The organism is Mycobacterium sp. GA-0227b (assembly GCF_001499855.1).
Classification (GTDB): Bacteria; Actinomycetota; Actinomycetes; order Mycobacteriales; family Mycobacteriaceae; genus Mycobacterium.
The window spans coordinates 118,612-140,072 of the sequence record NZ_LQIK01000031.1; the positions used below are offsets into that span (position 1 = coordinate 118,612).

17 protein-coding genes are annotated in these 21,461 nt (G+C 67.9%); 13 read left to right on the top strand and 4 right to left on the bottom strand.

Features of this window, described 5'->3' with window-relative positions:
• The first annotated feature begins 15 nt into the window (after positions 1-15).
• The gene (locus AU185_RS19825; protein ID WP_059101514.1) at positions 16-612 is read left to right on the top strand and encodes a TetR/AcrR family transcriptional regulator; all 597 of its coding nucleotides are present in this window, start codon (positions 16-18) and stop codon (positions 610-612) included.
• An 85-nt stretch (positions 613-697) separates the two neighbouring features.
• Here the strand turns inward: AU185_RS19825 and AU185_RS19830 are convergent, their stop codons facing one another.
• Positions 698-1,288 carry a DinB family protein gene (locus AU185_RS19830; protein WP_059101305.1) on the bottom strand — a complete coding sequence of 197 codons (591 nt, stop codon included), beginning with the start codon at positions 1,286-1,288 and terminating at the stop codon, positions 698-700.
• 2 nt (positions 1,289-1,290) lie between these two features.
• The gene (locus AU185_RS19835; RefSeq protein ID WP_059101306.1) at positions 1,291-1,818 is read right to left on the bottom strand and encodes a DinB family protein; all 528 of its coding nucleotides are present in this window, start codon (positions 1,816-1,818) and stop codon (positions 1,291-1,293) included.
• Positions 1,819-1,879: 61 nt separating this feature from the next.
• On the opposite strand from AU185_RS19835, the gene AU185_RS19840 reads away from it, so the two are divergent.
• Positions 1,880-2,836, top strand: coding sequence for a helix-turn-helix transcriptional regulator (locus AU185_RS19840; RefSeq protein ID WP_059101307.1), 957 nt, complete (start codon positions 1,880-1,882; stop codon positions 2,834-2,836).
• Here AU185_RS19840 and AU185_RS19845 read toward each other — a convergent pair.
• Positions 2,826-3,377 carry a hypothetical protein gene (locus AU185_RS19845; RefSeq protein ID WP_156425605.1) on the bottom strand — a complete coding sequence of 184 codons (552 nt, stop codon included), beginning with the start codon at positions 3,375-3,377 and terminating at the stop codon, positions 2,826-2,828. The two genes, AU185_RS19840 and AU185_RS19845, sit on opposite strands and share 11 nt — an antisense overlap.
• Before the next feature lie 60 nt (positions 3,378-3,437).
• Between AU185_RS19845 and AU185_RS19850 the strand changes: the two genes are divergently transcribed.
• The 4 genes from AU185_RS19850 to AU185_RS19865 all read left to right on the top strand — a co-directional run bounded on the left by AU185_RS19850 (position 3,438) and on the right by AU185_RS19865 (position 9,956).
• Positions 3,438-4,205 carry an endonuclease/exonuclease/phosphatase family protein gene (locus AU185_RS19850; RefSeq protein ID WP_059101515.1) on the top strand — a complete coding sequence of 256 codons (768 nt, stop codon included), beginning with the start codon at positions 3,438-3,440 and terminating at the stop codon, positions 4,203-4,205.
• A gap of 107 nt (positions 4,206-4,312) precedes the next feature.
• Positions 4,313-8,479, top strand: a complete 4,167-nt coding sequence (locus AU185_RS19855; RefSeq protein WP_059101309.1) for a glycoside hydrolase family 38 N-terminal domain-containing protein — start codon at positions 4,313-4,315, stop codon at positions 8,477-8,479.
• Positions 8,476-9,045 (top strand): DUF7158 domain-containing protein, encoded by a 570-nt coding sequence (locus tag AU185_RS19860; protein ID WP_059101310.1) that lies wholly within the window; start codon positions 8,476-8,478, stop codon positions 9,043-9,045. Before AU185_RS19855 ends, AU185_RS19860 begins: the two co-directional genes overlap by 4 nt.
• Positions 9,045-9,956, top strand: coding sequence for an ROK family protein (locus tag AU185_RS19865; protein WP_059101311.1), 912 nt, complete (start codon positions 9,045-9,047; stop codon positions 9,954-9,956). Before AU185_RS19860 ends, AU185_RS19865 begins: the two co-directional genes overlap by 1 nt.
• A gap of 8 nt (positions 9,957-9,964) precedes the next feature.
• Here AU185_RS19865 and AU185_RS19870 read toward each other — a convergent pair whose 3' ends face one another.
• A complete protein-coding gene (locus AU185_RS19870; RefSeq protein WP_059101312.1) occupies positions 9,965-10,291 on the bottom strand; it encodes a winged helix-turn-helix transcriptional regulator in 327 nt (108 codons plus the stop codon).
• A 68-nt stretch (positions 10,292-10,359) separates the two neighbouring features.
• On the opposite strand from AU185_RS19870, the gene AU185_RS19875 reads away from it, so the two are divergent.
• From AU185_RS19875 to rpoB, 7 genes are all read left to right on the top strand, one after another.
• A complete protein-coding gene (locus AU185_RS19875; RefSeq protein ID WP_059101313.1) occupies positions 10,360-10,791 on the top strand; it encodes an anthrone oxygenase family protein in 432 nt (143 codons plus the stop codon).
• A 261-nt stretch (positions 10,792-11,052) separates the two neighbouring features.
• Positions 11,053-11,580, top strand: a complete 528-nt coding sequence (gene rplJ / locus AU185_RS19880) for a 50S ribosomal protein L10 (protein WP_059101516.1) — start codon at positions 11,053-11,055, stop codon at positions 11,578-11,580.
• A gap of 92 nt (positions 11,581-11,672) precedes the next feature.
• Complete coding sequence (gene rplL, locus AU185_RS19885; protein WP_059101314.1) at positions 11,673-12,068, top strand: 50S ribosomal protein L7/L12; 396 nt, start codon at positions 11,673-11,675, stop codon at positions 12,066-12,068.
• Positions 12,069-12,274: 206 nt separating this feature from the next.
• Positions 12,275-13,360 carry an ABC transporter ATP-binding protein gene (locus AU185_RS19890; protein ID WP_059101315.1) on the top strand — a complete coding sequence of 362 codons (1,086 nt, stop codon included), beginning with the start codon at positions 12,275-12,277 and terminating at the stop codon, positions 13,358-13,360.
• Positions 13,361-13,369: 9 nt separating this feature from the next.
• The gene (locus tag AU185_RS19895) at positions 13,370-15,559 is read left to right on the top strand and encodes a molybdopterin-containing oxidoreductase family protein (protein WP_059101316.1); all 2,190 of its coding nucleotides are present in this window, start codon (positions 13,370-13,372) and stop codon (positions 15,557-15,559) included.
• A gap of 76 nt (positions 15,560-15,635) precedes the next feature.
• On the top strand, positions 15,636-17,543 hold the full coding sequence (locus tag AU185_RS19900; RefSeq protein WP_059101517.1) for an alpha/beta hydrolase family protein: 1,908 nt from the start codon (positions 15,636-15,638) through the stop codon (positions 17,541-17,543).
• A 418-nt stretch (positions 17,544-17,961) separates the two neighbouring features.
• Positions 17,962-21,447, top strand: coding sequence for a DNA-directed RNA polymerase subunit beta (gene rpoB / locus AU185_RS19905; protein ID WP_059101518.1), 3,486 nt, complete (start codon positions 17,962-17,964; stop codon positions 21,445-21,447).
• The last annotated feature ends 14 nt before the right edge of the window (positions 21,448-21,461 follow it).

Consider the following 21,461-nt stretch of genomic DNA (forward strand, 5'->3'; position numbering starts at 1 on the left):
GCCTACGCTGAGGTGGTGTCGACTCCCACCCGCTGGGCGGGCGTGCCCCTGACGGACCGCCGCGCCGAACGCCGTGCGCAGCTGATCGATGCCGCTTTCCGGTTGTTCGGCGAGGGCGGTGAGGCCGCGATGTCGGTGCGGTCGGTATGCCGGGAGTGCGGGTTGAACACGCGGTACTTCTACGAGAGCTTCTCCGACACCGACGATCTGCTCGGTGCGGTCTACGACCAGGTGAGCGCCCAATTGGCTGAGGCGGTCGAGGCCGCGATGGCCCAGGCCGGCGATTCGTTGCGGGCCAGGACGCGCGCGGGGATCGCCGCGGTGCTCGGATTCAGCTCCGAGGATCCCCGCCGCGGGCGGGTGCTGTTCACCGACGCGCGATCGAATCCCGTGCTGTCGGCGCGCCGGGCGGCGACGCAGGACCTGCTGCGGGAGGGCGTGCTCACCGAGGGCTGGCGGTTGCAGCCGGACACCGACTCGGTAGCCGCCCAGGTTGGCGCGGCGATGTACACCGGCGCGATGGCCGAGCTGGCCCAGCAGTGGCTGGCGGGCCGGCTGGGGACCGACCTGGACGCGGTCGTCGAGCACGCGGTCAGCCAGGTGCTGCGGTAGCCGCTTCCTCTGCGCCGAGTGCACGGTCGGTGTACGCGAAACCCGAAAATGTGTACACCAGCCGTGCACTCGGCGGACGGGGGACTCAGGGCCGCCAGCGCTTGATCCAGTCGGTCTCCGGCCACTCCTCATTGGCGGCCATCAGCTCGTACATCGTTGCGCGGTCGATGGATTCGCGGATGATGTCGGCGTGACCGGCATGGCGGCTCAGCTCCTCGATGAGGTGCAGGATCACCCAGCGCACATTCCAGTGATCGATGTCCTGCGGAAACCACGGCACATCGTGCGGCACGGGAACCGGTGTGTCGAGGTCACATTCGCCCAGAACTCGAAGCGTCTCGGCGTTCTGCCGCTTCAGCGCGTCGAGTAGTCCGTCGAGCGTCTCGTCCTCGCGCATGACGTACTGGTCGCCGTACTCGGCGATGAGCTCCTCCATCGGGCGGTCGTCTTTCGGGGGAGAGTCGGGCGCGCAGGCCGCCCGCTGCACCCAACCGGTCTGCACGCCGGCGGCGTGCTTGACCAGTCCGCCGACCGACAGCGCGCTGACCGACGGCGTGGACCGCGCCTGTTCGTCGGTCAACCCATACGCCACCGCGAAGAACGCGTTCTGCTGAAACGCAAGGAATTCCAACAGGCTCTGGCGTTCGTCGGCGGCGGGAGGTGGCATTCCGGGCATGGCTAATTCCTCTTCTCATCGGGGGTGTGGGTGTAAAGGTCGCGGATGCAGGCGATTTCGGCGCCGTGGTGAATGACCTCGCGGTTGATGTGCAATACCAGCGCGATGAACGGATAGTCGGCGTACGGGCCTTCGGCGGGACCGCACGGCCGGTTCAGATCGTCGTCGGACAACGCGCGGACGCCGTCGATCCATGTGCCGTACTGCTCGTCGAGTTGGCTGAGCGCCGTCGCGGCGTCGGTAGCATACCGCCAGGTCTGGTAGTCGGCAGGTGGACCGCCGAAGTGGCTGTGGTTACGCATCGCGAGCACACCGACGATGACGTGCGCGAGCCGCCAGGCGATCGTGGTGAACGGTGCCGGCTCCGGCTCGGGATAGGTGAAGTCGATCGACCCGTCGGGATGCACGGTCCAGCAGTCGGGGACCGGCTGCCAGAAGTACTCGTCGTCGGTGAGCCCGTCGAAGCGCGGTCGCAGGAACTGCGTCCAGTGGAAGTCCAACTGCTCCGCAAGCTGGTCTGTCGTCGTCATAGGACTACTCTGACAGCAATATAGGACAGTTTCGGTCCTATGACTGCGACAGGATTGATGCGTGGCGGAAACGACGAGCAGGGTGCTGCAGCTGCTCGGCCTGCTGCAGTCTCGCCGCGTGTGGACCGGTGAGGACCTTGCGGAGCGGCTCGGGGTGACCACCCGCAGCGTGCGCCGCGACGTGGAACGCCTGCGTGACCTGGGTTATCCCGTGCACGCCAGCAAGGGTCACGGCGGTGGATACCAGCTCGCCGCGGGCGCGGCACTGCCGCCGCTGCTGCTCGACCCGGACGAGGCGGTCGCGATGGCCGTATGCCTGCGGCTGGCCGCGGGCGGGACGGTCGCCGGTGTCGGCGAGTCCGCGCTGCGGGCGCTGAGCAAGCTCGACCAGGTGATGCCGGCGCGACTGCGCTCGCAGGTGGCGGCGTTGCACGATTCGACCGTCACGCTGACGTCGCCGACCTCGGACGCGCCGGTCGAACCCGACGTGTTGATGACGCTGGCCCGGGCCTGCCGCGACCGCGAGCACGTCCGGGCCGGTTACGTCGACATCCGCGGAAACGCGACCCAGCGGCGGCTCGAGCCCTATCAACTGGTCACCACCGGACGCCGCTGGTACCTGCTGGCCTACGACCGCGACAAGCAAGACTGGCGCAGCCTGCGCCTGGACCGGATGGCCGACGTGCGGGCCCAGGGCAGCACGTTCACGCCGCGCGAGGCGCCCGACGCCGCGACCTATGTGCGACGCTCGATCAGCAGCTCGCCGTACCGGTACGTCGCGCGGGTGCGGTTTCATGCGCCGGAAAGCGTTCTGGCGCAGCATTTCTCGGCGGCCTCGGCGACGGTCGAGGCGGACGGTCCGGACGCGTGCATCGTCACCGCGGGCGCCGACGACCCCGAGCGCATGGTGTGGTACTTCGCGACGGTCGGGTGCGACTTCGAGGTGCTGGAGCCGCCGGAGGTGGTGCGCGCGGTCCAGGCGGTGTCCGAGCGGTTGCAGCGCCGCCTCAGGACGTGAGCTCCAGTCGGTCGGCCAGCATGAGAAACGCCGCGGCGAACGGGTTGTCGGCGGTGTCGGCGCGGATCAGTTTCCAATCCAGTTGTTCGCGCACCGCTCGCACGGCGGGCAGCAACGCGGCGAAGTCGCAATGGTGTTCGTTGAGCGAGTTCAACTTCTCTCGCATCACCTCGGTGGGCGCCAGGACGCGCATCCGGATCGCGAGCACGTCGTGCTCCTCGGCCGCCACGATGCTCTCCTTCTCGACGGGCACGCCGTTGAGGCGGTGCAGCACGTCGATGACGAAGTCCTGCCCGACGCACGCTTTGAACAACCAGTCCTCCGGGGTGCGTTCGATCCGGAAACCGGCCTCCTCCAGCGTCGCGGCGGCCTTCTCGGTGTCGGGCTCTGCGACCACGAAATCCACGTCGTGCACGGGTTCGGGGCCGCCGAACACCCACAGCGCGTAACTGCCGGCCAGGGCGAAATCCGGGCCCTGGGCACGCAGCGCCGACGCCGCGCGTTTGAGCGCGTCGCGCAGATCATCGTTTCTCTGGGGCACTACTCTCCTGGGGCCGACTGATCGCCTAGCGGCCATTGTGGGTAGCTAGTACCCATGCGGATGCGTCTGGCCACCTTCAACATCTTGCACGGGCGCAGCGTGCATGACGGCGTAGTTCACCCGGACCGGCTGGTGGAATCCGTTCGGCAACTCGACGCCGACATCCTGGCGCTGCAGGAAGTCGACCTAGATCAGCCGCGTTCGGGCATGGCCGATCTCACCGCGGTCGCCGCCGAAGCGATGGGCGCGGTGAGCCATCGGTTTGTGGCGGCGATCTCCGGGACGCCGGGGGCCACCTGGATGGCCGCGACCGGTGACGAGCAACCCGGCACCGCCGCCTATGGGATCGCGCTGCTGTCACGGTTTCCGGCGGAGTCGTGGCAGGTGTCGCGGCTGCCGCGGATTCCGGTGCCGTTTCCGATGTACCTGCCCGGTCCGAATCGGGTTCAGATCGTCAATGAGGAGCCGCGCGCGGCGATGGTGGGGCAGCTGAACACCCCGCTGGGGCCGCTGACCGTTGCCAACACGCATCTGTCGTTCGTGCCGGGGTGGAATCGGGTGCAGTTGTGGCGGCTGCTGCGCGATATGCGTGGTTTCCCGTCGCCGCGGGTGTTGATGGGCGATCTGAACATGGCGCCGCCCACCGTCAGGCGGTGGGCCCGGCTGCGGCCGCTGGCCACCGCCCTCACGTTCCCCGCCCACGACCCCGACCGTCAGCTCGACCACATCGTCACCGACGATCCCGGGTTGCGGGTGGAGCGGTGCTGCGCGCCGTCGTTGACGGTCTCGGATCACCGCGCTCTGGTGGTCGACATCTCCCGGGCCTGATGGTGCCGACCGTCCACCGAAACTGCACAGAGATCGCGCGCACACGTGTTTTCACGATCTGCCCGCAGTCTCGATCACCGCGACCTCACACGCCGTAGGGTTTGGGTGTGCGGGTCATTTCGGCGGAGTCGACGGACTTGTTCGTCGGGCCCGCCGATGCGCCGCAGCAGATCGTGCGGATCGATTACACCGGCGGCGCGGGCGAGGTGCGCGTCGACGGCGACGGCGTGACGGGTCACGCGCGCGCGGACGCGGGGGACGGCAGCGTGGAGGTGCCGGTCGCGGTGACCGACGCCGTCGTCGGCGAGCAGCGCCAGGCCCGCGCGGTCACCAGTGAGGGCATCACGCCTTTCGTCTTCACCGTCGCCGAACCCGGCTGGACCATGTACATGATCAGCCACTTCCACTACGACCCGGTGTGGTGGAACACGCAGGCGGCCTACACCGCGGCGTGGAGCGAGGACCCGCCGGGCCGGTGCAGGCAGACCAACGGGTTCGATCTGGTCAGCGCACACCTCGAAATGGCCCGTCGCGAACCGGAATACAAGTTCGTGCTGGCCGAAGTCGACTACCTCAAGCCGTTCTGGGACACCCACCCCGAGGACCGCGACGATCTCCGCCGCTTCATCGCCGACGACCGCGTCGAGATCATGGGCGGCACCTACAACGAACCGAACACCAACCTCACCAGCCCCGAGACGACCATTCGAAACTTCGTGCACGGCATCGGGTTTCAACGCGACGTCCTCGGCGCCGACCCGGCGACTGCCTGGCAGCTCGACGCGTTCGGCCACGACCCACAGTTCCCCGGAATGGCGGCGGAGGCGGGGCTGACGTCGAGTTCGTGGGCCCGCGGCCCGCATCACCAGTGGGGCCCGATGGCCGGCGGCGGCGATCCGCAGCGGATGCAGTTCAGCAGCGAGTTCGACTGGATTTCCCCGTCCGGCCGCGGGCTGCTCACCCACTACATGCCCGCGCATTACTCGGGGGGCTGGTGGATGGATTCGGCGCCGACACTGGAGCAGGCCGAAGCCGAGACGTATCAGCTTTTCACCTCGTTGAAGAAGGTGGCACTGACCCGTAACGTGCTGCTGCCCGTCGGCACCGACTACACGCCGCCGAACAAATGGGTCACCGCGATTCACCGGTCGTGGAACTCGCGATACACCTGGCCGCGCTTCGTCTGCGCGTTGCCCAAGGAGTTCTTCGCGGCGGTGCGCGCCGAACTGGCCGTGCGCGGTGTCGAACCGTCGCCGCAGACGCGTGACATGAACCCGATCTACACCGGCAAGGACGTCTCGTACATCGACACCAAGCAGGCCAACCGGGCGGCCGAGGACGCCGTGCTCGACGCGGAGAAGTTCGCGGTGTTCGCCGGGCTTCTCGGCGGCGCGACCTACCCGCAGGCGGCGCTGGCCAAGGCATGGGTCCAATTGGCCTACGGCGCACACCATGACGCGATCACCGGGTCGGAATCGGACCAGGTGTACCTCGACCTGCTGACCGGTTGGCGCGACGCCTGGGAGTTGGGGACAGCGGCCCGCAACAACGCGCTGGCCCTGCTGTCGGGCGCGGTCGAGGGATCGGTCGTCGTGTGGAACACGGTGACGCACAAGCGTACTGACGTAGTGACTGCTCGGCTTCCGGAAGCGAGCGGACCGGTGCGCGTGCTCGACTACGCCGGTGAGGAGGTGCCCGCCCAGTGCGGTGCACGGTCGGTCAGCTGGCTGGCCCGCGACGTGCCGTCGCTGGGCTGGCAGGCCTACCGGCTCGAGGACTCCGGCGCATCGACGAACTGGGAACCGGTGCGCGGTAACGAGATCAGCAATGAGCACTATCGGCTACGGGTCGACCCGTCACGTGGCGGAGTGGTGGACGCGTTGATCGAAAACGGCTCGGGTCGCTCGCTGCTCGCCGACGGCAAGGTCGGAAACGAGTTGGCGATCTACGACGAATACTCCGCACACCCCGAAGCTGGCGAGGGTCCGTGGCACCTGCTACCCAAGGGGCCGGTGATCGCTTCCTCCTCATCGGCGGCCGACGTGCAGGCCTACCGCGGACCGCTCGGCGAGCGGCTGAAGATCCGCGGCCGCATCGGTGAGTTGTTGCGGTACGAACAGGTCCTCACGCTGTGGCGCGGCGTCGCGCGCGTCGACTGTCAGACCACGATCGACGAATTCACCGGCGTCGACCGGCTATTGCGGCTGCGCTGGCCGTGCCCGGTACCCGGGGCGCTGCCGGTCAGCGAGGTCGGTGACGCGGTCATCGGCCGGGGGTTCGGGCTGCTGCACGAACGCGGACAGGAAACGGCGATCGACGCCGCGACGCATCCGTGGACGCTGGACAATCCGGCGTACGGCTGGTTCGGCCTGTCATCGACGGTGCGGGTGCGCGTCGGTGACGGGTGTCACGCGGTGTCCGTTGCCGAGGTGGTGACGCCGACCGAGACCGCGTCCGCGGTGGCCCGACCGCTGATGGTGGCGCTGGCGCGCGCCGGAGTCACCGCGACCTGCAGCGGTGCCGACAAGCCGCGCTACGGCGATCTCGCCGTCGACTCGAACCTCCCGGACACGCGGCTCGCGATCGGAGGACCCGACGAAAACGTCTTCACCGCAGCGGTTCTGGCCGAGGCGGATTCTTCGTATACCGAGGAGCTGAAGCGGCAACTGCATGCGACCGGCACCGCCAGGGTGTGGGTGCCCGCGGCGGCGCCGCTGGCCGAGGCGTGGGTGCCGGGCGCGGATCTGCGTGACGTGCGGGCGCTGCCGGTGCTGATCGTCGCGGGGTCGGTCCTGGACGACGCGGTGACGGGCGTCGCCGAGGACCTGGCCGACTGGGAAATCGTCGTCGAGCAGGACTCGCCCGCAGGGCTGGCGGCCTTCGAGGACCGGACGGTGGCGGTGCTCAACCGCGGGCTGCCAGGGTTCGCCGTGGAACCCGATGGCACGATGCATCTTTCGCTGATGCGGTCGTGCACCGGGTGGCCGTCGGGCACCTGGATCGACCCGCCGCGCCGAACCGCGCCCGACGGATCGAACTTCCAATTGCAGCACTGGACACACACTTTCGAATACGCATTGATCTCCGGTGACGGCGACTGGCGGCGGGCGGGCGTTCCGGCCCGCAGCGCCGAGTTCTCGCATCCACTTCTCGCAGTGACGGAGAAGTCCGGGGCCGCGGGTGGGCTGCCGTCGTCGGGCTCGCTGTTGGAGATCGAGCCGGCGGGCTCGGTGCACCTCGGTGCGTTGAAGGCCGCCGGCAACCCGCTGGCCGGCGGTAGCGCCCGCTCGGTCCACCCGTCGGACGGCGTCGCGATGCGGTTCGTCGAAACCACCGGGGCCACCGCAGAAGTCACGGTCACCTCTGGGCTACGTCGAGTGTCCGCCGCGGTTCGGGTGGATCTCCTCGAGCGGCCCCGGGTCCAGGAGGTGACGCCGGACGGTTTGTCGTTGCACGGCTTCGAGATCGCCACCGTGCTGGCGCGTTTCAACATGCCGCAGGTGCTGCAGGCCGATCATGCGGTGCTGGCGCCCGACGCGGAGGAGGCGCAGCCGCTCTACGCCCGCTATTGGCTGCACAACCGGGGCCCGGCGGCGCTCGGTGGCCTGCCCGCGGTCGCGCATCTGCATCCGCAGCGCGTCGTCGCGTCGGGTCCGTCGGTGCAGCTTCGTCTCACCGCCGTCAGCGACTGCAGCGATGAGGTATTGCACGGACGGGTGCACCTGCTCTGTCCGGACGGCTGGACGGCGCAGCCCGCCGTGCTGTCGTTCATGCTTCCGCCGGGAGAGTATCTGGACACCAGCGTGAGCCTCACCGCGCCGGAGAAGGTGGAGCCCGGGTTGTATACCGTGCGTGCGGAACTCGCGTTGACGGGCGCGCACGTCTCGATCCCTCCCGCGTGGCGTCAGATGGTCGAGGACGTGTGCGTCATCGCGGTCGACGCACCACCCGACGACACCCTCCTGCGACTGGTCGCTGGACCGGAGCCCGTCGAGGTCAACGCCGGTGAATCGGCGCGCCTGGTGGTCACCGTCGGCACCGACGCGTATGCCGACATCGCCGTCGAGGCACACCTGATCAGCCCGTGGGGCACATGGGAATGGCTGGGTCCGGCCGCATCCGGTGTCGAGCTGTCCGCTCGCGGCACCGCGGAAATCGGCTTCGACGTCGCACCTCCGGACTGGGTAGCGCCCGGCGAATGGTGGGCGTTGGTCCGCCTGGCGGCGGCCGGGCAGCTCGTCTACACGCCTGCGGTGAAGGTGACGGTGCGATGAGTAACGCGGCTGGGTGGGCGGGCGTCGCAGCGACGGTGCACGGCACGCCCGTTTCCGTCGAGGAGGTCGACGCCCGCGAGACTTCGCTGCGCGCGTCGCGGATCGCGTCGTCGCTGCCGCGGCCCGGTACCAGTGAGGCACGGCAGCTTCGGCGTTGGCTGACTCAGCTCCTGGTGGCCGAACGCGTCGTGGCGGCCGAGGCACAGGCGCGCGGGTTGACCGCGGCCGACGCACCCAGCGAAGCCACACTGCTGCCCGACATGACGGTGCGGATGGAGATCGGCAGCGTGGCGGCGTCGGTACTGGCCGGCCCGTTGGCCCGTGCGGTGTTCGCGCAGATGACCTCGGAGATCGACGTCACCGACGACGAAGTCGCGTCGTACCAGGCGCGGAACCCATTGCGCTTCAAGGGAGCCGAGGAGGTTGCGGCGCATCTACGTGCAGCCGCCCGCCGTCGCACATTTCGGCTGTGGCTGGACGCCAGATGCGCGGCCGTCGTGCAGCTTGCCCCGGGCTACGAGCATCCCGGTGACCCGCGACAGCCCGACAACACCCACCGGCACTGATGGCCGATTCCACTCTGACGCTCGCAATCGACGTCGGCGGCACCAAGATCGCGGTCGGCCTGGTCGACGATGCGGGGACGCTGGTGCACAAAGGAAAATTGCCGACGCCTGACGGTGACGCGGAAACGATTTGGGCAGTGGTGGATTCGCTGGTCACCGAGGCGCTGGCCACCGCGGGAGGCCGGGTCCGCGGCGCCGGAATCGCCTCGGCCGGACCGATCGACCTGGCGACGGGCACCGTCAGCCCGATCAACATCACCGCGTGGCAACGCTTTCCGATTGTCGAGCGGGTCTCGGGGGTCGTCGGCGCCCCGGTGAGACTGGCGGGCGACGGGTTGTGCATGGCGCTGGGGGAGCGGTGGCGCGGTGCGGGCCGCGGCGCCGATTTTCTGCTCGGCATGGTGGTGTCGACCGGCGTCGGCGGCGGGTTGGTGCTCGACGGCGCACCCTACGACGGCCGGACCGGCAACGCCGGGCACGTCGGCCACGTCGTCGTCGATCCGGACGGCGGGCCGTGCACCTGCGGTGGCCGCGGCTGCGTCGAGACCATCGCCGCGGGCCCTCGGATGGCGCAGTGGGCACGCGAGCAGGGGTGGGATGCGCCCGCGCACGCCGACGCCAAGGAGTTGGCCGATGCCGCCAATGCCGGCGACGCCGTCGCGCTGCGGGCGTTTCGTCGCGGTGCGGCCGCCGTGGCCGCGATGATCGCGTCCGTCGGCGCGGTGTGCGATCTGGACCGGGTCGTCATCGGCGGCGGTGTGGCGAAGTCAGGGGCGCTGCTGTTCGATCCGGTCCGCGACGCGTTGACGTCGTACGCCGGGCTGGATTTCATTCGCCGGCTGCGGGTGGTGCCCGCCGAGCTCGGCGGTGAAGCGGGCCTCGTCGGCGCCGCGGCGCTGTTGGCTCACTGATCGCGGAATCAACTGCGCGTCATGTGCTTTCGCCCCCAGTCGCACAAACTCTGCAGCACCGGCGCAAGCGTCATGCCGTACTCCGAGATCGAATAGTGCACGCAGGGCGGCACGGTCCGAGCGTCGTGTCGGTCGATGATGCCGTCGTCGACGAGTTCATGCAGGTGGCGGATGAGCATCCGCTCGGTGATGTCGGGAATGCTGCGGCGTAACTCGGCGGTGCGCATCGGCCCGTCCTGCAGCCGCCACAGGATGGTGCCCTTCCAACGCCCGTCGATGACCGTCAGCGCGGTGTCGATCGGGCACTCGTTGACACCCTTCTTCGATACCGCCATGCGCCCTCCTGAGCTGACAAATTTGTCAGTACCTTGCTTTGTGTCAGCTTAGCGGGCACGGTCGAGACATGAGGGAAATCATCGAGATCGCTGCCCTGCTGATCGCCGGCCCGATGGTCGGAGTCGAGATCGCCGTGGCCGCGTTCACCAACCCGATCTTCGGTCGACTTCCCGACGGCGCGTTCGGTCAGGCTCGCGCCGATGGGAGCCGTGTGCTGGGACGGGTCATGCCGTTCTGGTACATCGCGACGCTGGTGGTGCTTGTGGTGGCGGCCGTGATCCTGCGGCCGGCCTGGCTCGTGACGGCGGCTGCCGCGCTGATGGCTGTCGTCGTACTCGTGACCGTGATGCTGATGGTGCCGATCAACAATCGCATCGGCCGCTGGGCTGATGCCGACGATGTCGACCGCGACCTGGCCCGTCGGTGGGACCGGCTGCACGGGCTGCGGGTCGCCCTGTTGATCGTGCTGTACGCGTTGCTGGTGATTTCGGTGTCGTAACCGTCGCTCAGCGACTGTTCGGACACCGAAACCACGCGTTTTGGCTGATGAGTGGGCAGCAGGCTATTCTGGTCGACGTTCCACCGAAGACCGTCGGTCACCGAGCAATCGGTTGAAGGTCCCGGATCCCCGGGCGGCCCACGCAGGAGGACGAGGCTAGTACGTCACGTGTGCGCCCCGACCTGTCTGCGTCGGGGCGTTCGTCGTTTCCGGTCCCTCATCCTTTCTCGGCCGATGGTTCCCATCCACGAGGAGGCATGCATGGCCAAGGCTGACAAGGCCACCGCGGTTGCCGACATCGCCGAGCAGTTCAAGGAGGCTTCGGCGACGCTCGTCACCGAGTACCGCGGGCTGACGGTGGCCAACCTCAAAGACCTGCGCCGCTCGCTCGGTGATTCCGCCACCTACACGGTCGCCAAGAACACGCTGGTCAAGCGTGCTGCGGCGGAGGCGGGCATCGAGGGGCTCGACGAGTTGTTCGTCGGTCCCACCGCGATCGCGTTCGTCAAGGGCGAGGCCGTCGACGCCGCCAAGGCGATCAAGAAGTTCGCCAAGGACAACAAGGCCCTCGTCATCAAGGGCGGCTATATGGACGGCCGCCCGCTGAGCGTGTCCGAGGTCGAGCGCATCGCCGACCTGGAGTCGCGCGAGGTGCTGCTGGCCAAGATGGCCGGCGCGATGAAGGCGAACCTGTCCAAGGCCGCCGGTCTGTTCAACGCTCCGGCGTCGCAGGTCGCCCGGCTGGCCGCAGCTCTGCAAGAGAAGAAAGCCGGCGAGGAAGCCGCTTAACCCCCGACTTGTGGAGCCGCACCGGCGCTGACCGCCGCTAACACTCCACAAATCGCCTAACGAAGAAGTAAGAAATCAGAAAGGACCACACGATGGCCAAGCTGTCCACCGACGAGTTGCTCGACGCGTTCAAGGAACTGACGCTGCTGGAGCTCTCCGAGTTCGTCAAGAAGTTCGAGGAGACCTTCGAGGTCACCGCCGCTGCTCCGGTCGCCGTCGCCGCGGCCCCCGGCGCCGCTGCCGGTGGTGCCCCCGCCGAGGCCGCTGAGGAGCAGTCGGAGTTCGACGTCATCCTCGAGGGTGCCGGCGACAAGAAGATCGGCGTCATCAAGGTCGTCCGCGAGATCGTCTCCGGCCTGGGCCTCAAGGAGGCCAAGGACCTCGTCGACGGCGCTCCCAAGCCGCTGCTCGAGAAGGTCGACAAGGCGGCCGCCGACGATGCCAAGGCCAAGCTCGAGGCCGCGGGCGCGACGGTCACCGTCAAGTAGCACCTGCGTAACCGCTTGCCGGCGAGCCGGCAATACCACAACTGTGGGGTCGATCCAGCAAATGGGTCGGCCCCACAGTCGTCTCGCGGATGCGTCACAATCTGACCGCAGACGAGTGTTGTGGCCAGGAGGCGTAGGCTACAGTGACTCAAGCCACAAGCGGGCAAGCGAGTGGCGTGACGATGACTGGCGGAAGGATCGCGAGCGTGGGCATTGGAATTCAGATTGAAGGACTGACCAAGTCCTTCGGCCCCCAGCGAATCTGGGAGGACGTCACATTCGACCTGCCGCCGGGCGAGGTGAGCGTTCTGCTCGGCCCGTCCGGTACCGGCAAATCCGTGTTCTTGAAGTCGTTGATCGGGCTGCTGCGTCCGGAGCGCGGCAAGATCATCGTCGACGGCACCGATGTCATCCAGTGCACCGCCAAGGAGCTCTACGAGATCCGCACGCTGTTCGGCGTGATGTTCCAGGACGGTGCGCTGTTCGGCTCGATGAGCCTCTACGACAACACCGCTTTCCCCTTGCGTGAGCACACCAAGAAGAAGGAAAGCGAGATCCGCCAGATCGTCATGGAGAAGCTCGAGCTGGTCGGTCTGGCCGGCGACGAGAACAAGTTCCCCGGCGAGATCTCCGGCGGTATGCGCAAGCGTGCGGGCCTGGCCCGCTCGCTGGTGCTCGACCCGCAGATCATCCTCTGCGACGAGCCCGACTCGGGTCTGGACCCGGTGCGTACCGCGTACCTGAGCCAGCTGCTGATCGACATCAACGCGCAGATCGACTGCACGATCCTGATCGTGACGCACAACATCAACATCGCGCGCACAGTGCCGGACAACATGGGCATGCTGTTCCGCAAGCACCTGGTGATGTTCGGTCCGCGCGAGGTGCTGCTGACCAGCGACGAGCCCGTGGTCCGTCAGTTCCTCAACGGTCGCCGTATCGGTCCGATCGGCATGTCCGAGGAGAAGGACGAGTCGACGATGGCCGAAGAGCAGGCCATGATCGACGCCGGCCACCACGACGGTGGCGTCGAGGAGATCGAGGGTGTGCCGCCGCAGATCCAGGCGACGCCCGGCATGCCGGAGCGCCAGGCGGTCTACCGCCGCCAGGCCCGGGTGCGCGAGATCATGCACACGCTGCCGCCCAAGGCGCAGGAAGCCATCCGCGACGACCTCGAGGGCACGCACCGGTACCAGGCGCATTCGATCCCCGACGTCGACGACGAAACCGCCCGGCACCGCACGGTCGACGAAGAGGCGCCGACCGGCGCCATACCGCGCGCGCAACAGTAAGCCACGCTGGTGGGCGTCGAGAACAAACCGACGTTCTGCCGGATCTGCGAGCCGCTGTGCGGCATGATCGCGACCGTCGAGGACGGCCGCCTCACCGCACTGCGCCCCGACAGGGACCATCCGCTCTCGGCGGGGTTCGCCTGCCAGAAGGGCATCGCGTTCAGCGAGGTCGTCAACGACCCCGACCGCGTCACCACCCCACTGCGACGGCGCCCCGACGGCGGCTTCGAAACAGTCAGTTGGGACGAGGCGATGTCCGACATCGCCACACGGCTCGGCGCCATCCACCGAACCCACGGCGCGGGAGCCATCGGCTGGTACTTCGGTAACCCGGGCGCGTTCAGCTACTCGTACACGCTGAGCCTGACGACGCTGATGGCCGGGTTCGGGCTCGGCCTGCACGTGTTCACCGCCGGCTCGCAGGACGTGAACAACCGCTTCGTGGCCAGCCAGTTGCTCTACGGGTCGCCGCTGGCGCTGCCGGTGCCCGATGTGCTGCGCACGGACCTGCTCGTCGTCATCGGCGCGAACCCGGTCATCTCGCACGGCAGCGTGCTGACCGTGCCCCGGATCAGGGACCGCATGCACGACATCGTGAAGCGTGGCGGCCGGGTGCTGGTGATCGACCCCCGCAAGACCGAAACCGCCGCCCAGTTCGAGTGGCTGGGCATCGTCCCCGACGGCGACGCCTATCTGCTGCTGTCGCTGCTGCACGTGATGTTCGCGGAGAACCTGGTCGACCGGCAACGACTCGCATCGCAGGCCGACGGCGGCGCCTGGCTGGAGCGACTGGCCCGGCCGTTCAGCCCCGAGGCGACCGAACCGCACACCGGGATCGAACCCGAGACCGTCCGCTCGCTGGCCCGCGACCTGGCCCGCACCGAACGGGCCGCGGTGTACGGCAGGGTCGGCACCAGCACCGGGGAGAACGGAACACTGACGACGTATCTGCTCGACGCCGTCAACCTGGTGGCCGGCAACCTCGACGTGCCCGGCGGCAGCATGTTCGGCCGGTTGGGCGTGCCCGGGGAGCGGTGGCTGAACAAGGCGGGCGGTGCGCTGTTGCGCGCCGTCTACTCCCGCAGGCGCTCGCGCATCGGCGGCTTCCCGTCCGTTCTGGGTTCGGAACCCGCAGGCGTGATGGCCAAGGAGATCACCACGCCGGGCCGCGGCCAGGTCAGGGCGCTGTTCGTCGGGGCAGGCAATCCGGTGCTGTCGGTGCCCAACGGCGACGAATTGGAAAGTGCGCTGGAGTCGTTGGAGCTGATGGTCGGTATCGACCTCTACGTCAACGAGACGCTGGCGCACTGCGACTATGTGCTGCCCGCGACGTCGATGTACGAGCGCGACGACTTCCCGCTGCCGTTCCAGACCCTGCAGCCCACACCGTTCCGGCAGGCCACCGAGGCCGTCGTCGCGCCGGTGGGGCAGGCGCGTGCCGAGTGGGAGATCATCGACGACCTCGCCGCCAGGATGTGGCGGTCGACGCCCGGGCTGGCGGCACTCGCCGGCATGCGGAAAGCGTTGTCCGTGTTCGGTGTTCGACTGAGTCCCCGCCTGCTCGTCGATGCGGTGATCCGGCTGGGTGAGGGCGGTGACCGGTTCGGCCTGCGCCGTGGGTTGAGCTTCACCAAGCTCACCGGCCGCCATCCGCATGGCGCCGTGCTTGCCGACAATCTGCGCGACGGCGTGCTGCGCGACACCGTCGTGTACCGCGGCCGCCGGATCCGGTTGCGCCACGACGAGATCGCCGCCGAGGTGGACAAGCTGTCGCGGCGCAGCGTTCCCGACGGCTACCCGATGCGGCTGATCGGCATGCGCGAGGCGAGGTCGGAGAACTCCTGGCTGCACAACTCGCCGCTGCTGATGCGCGGCGAGCGCACCCATCAGGCGCGCATCCACGTCGACGATGCGGCCGCTGCGCACATCGTCGACGGCGACACGGTGCGGATCGCGTCGCCGCACGGCGAGATCGAGCTGCCGGTCGTCGTCACCAAGGACATCGTCTCCGGCGTGGTCGCGGTTCCGCACGGCTGGGGGCACAGGGGCACCGCCGGTTGGCGGGTGGCCAATGACGCCGGCGGGGCCAACGTCAATCGGCTCATGTCGAGCGATCCGGCCGACATCGAGAGCTTGGCCGGCATGGCCCGGTTGACCGGTGTGCCGGTGCGTGTCGAACGCGCCGATACCCCTGCATGAGTTGAGCCTCGGCGAAACGCATTCCCGTAGCGACTACGGACGTTATCTTTCTCGCGTCGTCGAACAGGGAGAGGTCATGGTCGACCGGTTGTTGGTGTGGTTGAGCGCCGGGGTGGTCACCGCCGGTATGACGGCAGCGATGCTCGCGGGTACCGGCGTGGCGATCGCCGACGACGGTTCGTCGTCGGACGCCAGCGGTTCGAAGAGCTCCCAGTCGTCGAATTCGACTGACAGCAAGAAGGATTCACCGAGTAGCGGCGCGACGGGTGCCGGCAGCTCCGACGACGGGACGGCCTCCGACGACAGGACGGACTCAGCCGAGGGGGCGGACTCCGCCGACCCGAAGGACGAGGCGAAGGACACGAAGGACGACGCGACGGATTCCGACGACGCCGATGCAAAGGACCCCAAAGACGACGCGACGACCGACGACCGGACCACCGAGGCGGGGACCACCGAGGAGAAGGGGACCACCGAGGAGAAGGGGACCACCGAGGAGGAGGTGACCATCGACGACGCGGCGACCGACGACGACGTCGTCACCGCCGAAGATGACGTCGTCACAAAGGCCCGCTCCAACAGCGACCACACCACCAAGCAGACGAGCACTGCGGTCACGGCGAACGTCACGGCCACGGCCACCACAGCGGCCGAGGACGCCACCGTCACACCCGAGGCCGAGAAGAAGCCCGTCATCGAAACGGAAATCGACAACGCGACCGTCCAGCCCGCCGTCGAGCAGACCACGACGATCGCCCTTGACAAGGTCGTCGAGAACATCGAAGAACCCGAAGTGCAGGCGGTGGCGTTCGCGTCGGCCCCTCTCGCGGCGACGGCCACCGCGACCGCGCCACAGCTGCCCGGCATCATCAGGGTGATCGGCACGATCGTGTTCGACCTCTACGCGATCGCCACCCGGATCTTCGGCGGCCCACCGATCCTCCCGCCGAACAGCACCGTCACCGTGCGCTCCTCGTCGCTGCGAATCGACTGCGCGTGCGAAGAAGGCGAAGGTCAAGAGGTACCCGCGGACTGGTACATCCCCAAGACCGAGGTCGGGAAGCCACCGCCGGACCGGCTGATCTATCTGCAGCACGGCTTCCTAGCGAGCGGCCCCTGGTACAGCCACACCGCGGCGGCGCTGGCCGAGCAGACGAACAGCATCGTGGTGGCGCCGTCGATCACCTCGAACTTCTTCGCCGCCGATGCCTGCTGGCTCGGTGGCGCGCCGATGCACGAGGCGATGGCGGGACTGCTCGACGAGAACAACACGGCATTGGCGGACAGCGCGCAGGCGGCGGGCTACAACGGTCCCATCCCCGACCGCGTCGTGCTGATGGGCCACTCGCTGGGCGGCGGTGCGGTATCGGGCATGGCGGGCCACATGGTCGACGACGGAACCGTCGACAGGCTCGCCGGCGTCGTACTGCTCGACGGCGTCGCGCTGGGCGACCCGGCTCGGATGCCGGCATCGCTGAAGAAGGTTCCGCTCGACATCCCGATCTATCAGCTCGCGGCGCCGGTCTATATGTGGAACAACTTCGGCGCCGGGCTCGACGCGCTGGTCGCGGCGCGGCCGGGCAAGTTCGTGGGCGTGACGCTGGTCAACGGCTCGCACGTCGACACCATGCGGGGCGGCAACCCGCTGATCCAGTTCGCCCAGGAGTTGGTCGCCGGGTTCTCGCAGCCCGAGAACGCCGCCGCGGCGCAGATGCTGATGGTCGGGTGGGTCAACGACATGTTCGCCGGCAACACCGAAACGGGCATCTACCTCGAGCTCGGCGAGCGGGCCAGCTTCGACACCCCGGCCGGCGAGGCCTCCGTGGTGGCGCTGCCCAACACGCTGACCAAGCCGTTCTGGCTGAACTTCCTGCAGCCGTTCATGTCGCTGGCCAACGGGTTCTTCACCTTCGACCCGGTGTGCGAGGGTGCATCAGTCGGCACTTCCGGCGTCGGAAACTGCAGTGACACGATCGCCGCGTGAGGGAACCGCCGGCTCGGCCGGACCGGTGCCGCGACGTCCCGCGGACCGTAAAACTCCACACCAAACACCGTGTTATCTCTTGACGGACGGCCGTTGAGGGGCCAATCTGTTGGTCAGCATGTGTGCACGGGTAAAGGACGCCAGCCAGCGCCCGCTAGACCCCGGCGCGCGGTGGTTGAGGAATACGCCGTCCTGCGGTACTGTTGGACGTTGCGCTGGCTGCATCCTGCCCACCTAAAACCCGCACCTGACACCGATGTCCTAGCCTGAGCCCCGCTCAGTGATCTAGTCGCGTGCCGTGCGTTCGGGAAGTTCGTGGTCGTGAGTGGCCGGCCGAACCGACGCAGATATCGCGGCACATGAGGATCCGGTGGTACCGGCCCCTTCAGAGTCGCATGAGGTGCTGGAAGGATGCATCTTGGCAGGGTCCCGCCCAAGCAAGACAGCAGAAGCTACTAAAAACTCCGTCCCAGGAGCACCAAACCGAATTTCCTTTGCAAAGCTGCGTGAGCCCCTCGAGGTTCCCGGGCTTCTTGATGTTCAAACCGAGTCCTTCGAGTGGCTGATCGGCTCCGAGGCCTGGCGTGAGAAGGCCAAGCTGCGCGGCGAGGACACGCCCGTTGGCGGCCTCGAAGAGGTGCTCTCCGAGCTGAGCCCGATCGAGGACTTCTCGGGCTCGATGTCGCTGTCCTTCTCCGATCCGCGCTTCGACGAGGTCAAGGCGCCGGTCGACGAGTGCAAAGACAAGGACATGACGTACGCGGCCCCGCTGTTCGTCACGGCCGAGTTCATCAACAACAACACCGGCGAGATCAAGAGCCAGACGGTCTTCATGGGCGACTTCCCGATGATGACCGAGAAGGGCACGTTCATCATCAACGGCACGGAGCGTGTCGTGGTGAGCCAGCTGGTCCGCTCGCCGGGCGTCTACTTCGACGAGAGCATCGACAAGTCCACCGAGAAGACGCTGCACAGCGTCAAGGTGATCCCCGGCCGCGGTGCGTGGCTGGAGTTCGACGTCGACAAGCGCGACACCGTGGGTGTGCGCATCGACCGCAAGCGTCGTCAGCCGGTCACCGTGCTGCTCAAGGCGCTGGGCTGGACCAACGAGCAGATCTCCGAGCGCTTCGGCTTCTCCGAGATCATGATGTCGACGCTCGAGAAGGACAACACCGCAGGCACCGACGAGGCGCTGCTCGACATCTACCGCAAGCTGCGCCCGGGCGAGCCGCCGACCAAGGAGTCCGCGCAGACCCTGCTGGAGAACCTGTTCTTCAAGGAGAAGCGCTACGACCTGGCCCGCGTGGGCCGCTACAAGGTCAACAAGAAGCTCGGGATAACTGCCGAGCCCGCGCAGTCATCATCGACCACGCTGACCGAAGAGGACGTCGTCGCGACCATCGAGTACCTGGTGCGGCTGCATCAGGGCGACAAGACGATGACCGTCCCCGGCGGTGTCGAGGTCCCCGTCGAGGTCGACGACATCGACCACTTCGGCAACCGTCGCCTGCGCACGGTCGGTGAGCTGATCCAGAACCAGATCCGGGTCGGCCTGTCGCGCATGGAGCGCGTCGTGCGCGAGCGCATGACGACCCAGGACGTCGAGGCGATCACGCCGCAGACCCTGATCAACATCCGCCCGGTCGTGGCGGCGATCAAGGAGTTCTTCGGCACCAGCCAGCTGTCGCAGTTCATGGACCAGAACAACCCGCTGTCGGGGCTGACCCACAAGCGTCGTCTCTCGGCGCTGGGCCCGGGCGGTCTGTCCCGTGAGCGCGCCGGCCTCGAGGTTCGCGACGTGCACTCCAGCCACTACGGCCGCATGTGCCCGATCGAGACCCCGGAAGGCCCGAACATCGGCCTGATCGGCTCGCTGTCGGTGTACGCGCGGGTCAACCCGTTCGGCTTCATCGAGACGCCGTACCGCAAGGTCAAGGACGGTGTCGTCACCGACGACATCGAGTACCTGACCGCCGACGAGGAGGACCGCCACGTCGTGGCGCAGGCCAACTCGCCGCTGGACGACGCGGGCCGCTTCGCCGAAGAGCGCGTCCTGGTCCGCCGGAAGGGCGGCGAGGTCGAGTACGTGTCGTCGGCCGAGGTCGACTACATGGACGTCTCGCCGCGCCAGATGGTGTCGGTCGCGACGGCGATGATCCCCTTCCTCGAGCACGACGACGCCAACCGCGCGCTGATGGGCGCGAACATGCAGCGTCAGGCGGTTCCGCTGGTGCGCAGCGAGGCGCCGCTGGTCGGCACCGGCATGGAGTTGCGCGCCGCGATCGACGCCGGCGACGTCGTCGTCGCCGACAAGTCGGGCGTGATCGAGGAGGTCTCGGCCGACTACGTCACCGTGATGGCCGACGACGGCAGCCGGCACACCTACCGGATGCGCAAGTTCGCCCGCTCCAACCACGGCACCTGCGCCAACCAGCGTCCGATCGTCGACGCCGGCCAGCGTGTCGAGGCGGGTCAGGTCATCGCCGACGGGCCGTGCACCGAGAACGGTGAGATGGCGCTGGGCAAGAACCTGCTCGTGGCGATCATGCCGTGGGAGGGCCACAACTACGAGGACGCGATCATCCTCTCCAACCGCCTGGTGGAGGAGGACGTGCTCACCTCGATCCACATCGAGGAGCACGAGATCGACGCCCGCGACACCAAGCTGGGCGCCGAGGAGATCACCCGGGACATCCCGAACGTCTCCGATGAGGTGCTGGCCGACCTCGACGAGCGCGGCATCGTCCGCATCGGCGCCGAGGTCCGCGACGGCGACATCCTGGTCGGCAAGGTCACCCCGAAGGGCGAGACCGAGCTGACCCCGGAGGAGCGCCTGCTGCGCGCCATCTTCGGCGAGAAGGCCCGCGAGGTTCGCGACACGTCGCTGAAGGTGCCGCACGGTGAGTCCGGCAAGGTCATCGGCATCCGGGTGTTCTCCCGCGAGGATGACGACGAGCTGCCGGCCGGCGTCAACGAGTTGGTCCGCGTCTACGTCGCGCAGAAGCGCAAGATCTCCGACGGCGACAAGCTGGCCGGGCGCCACGGCAACAAGGGCGTCATCGGCAAGATCCTGCCGGTCGAGGACATGCCGTTCCTGCCCGACGGCACGCCGGTCGACATCATATTGAACACGCACGGTGTGCCGCGACGGATGAACATCGGCCAGATTCTGGAGACGCACCTCGGGTGGGTCGCCAAGAGCGGCTGGAAGATCAACGGCTCACCGGACTGGGCGAGCGCGTTGCCGAAGGAGCTGCTGGAGTCGGAGCCGGGAAGCATTGTCTCCACGCCGGTGTTCGACGGTGCCCGCGAGGCGGAGCTGCAGGGTCTGCTGTCGGCCACGCTGCCCAACCGCGACGGCGAGACGCTCGTCGACGAGGACGGCAAGGCGATGCTGTTCGACGGTCGCAGTGGCGAACCGTTCCCGTACCCGGTGACGGTCGGCTACATGTACATCCTCAAGCTGCACCACCTGGTGGACGACAAGATCCACGCCCGCTCCACCGGCCCGTACTCGATGATCACCCAGCAGCCGCTGGGCGGCAAGGCGCAGTTCGGTGGCCAGCGGTTCGGCGAGATGGAGTGCTGGGCCATGCAGGCCTACGGCGCGGCGTACACGCTGCAGGAGCTGTTGACCATCAAGTCCGACGACACCGTCGGCCGGGTCAAGGTGTACGAGGCGATCGTCAAGGGCGAGAACATCCCCGAGCCGGGCATCCCCGAGTCGTTCAAGGTGCTGCTCAAGGAACTGCAGTCGCTGTGCCTCAACGTCGAGGTGCTGTCTTCTGACGGCGCCGCGATCGAGATGCGCGACGGCGACGACGAGGACCTCGAGCGCGCCGCGGCGAACCTGGGAATCAACTTGTCGCGCAACGAATCTGCGTCCGTCGAGGACCTAGCCTAATTCACGGCTCAGCC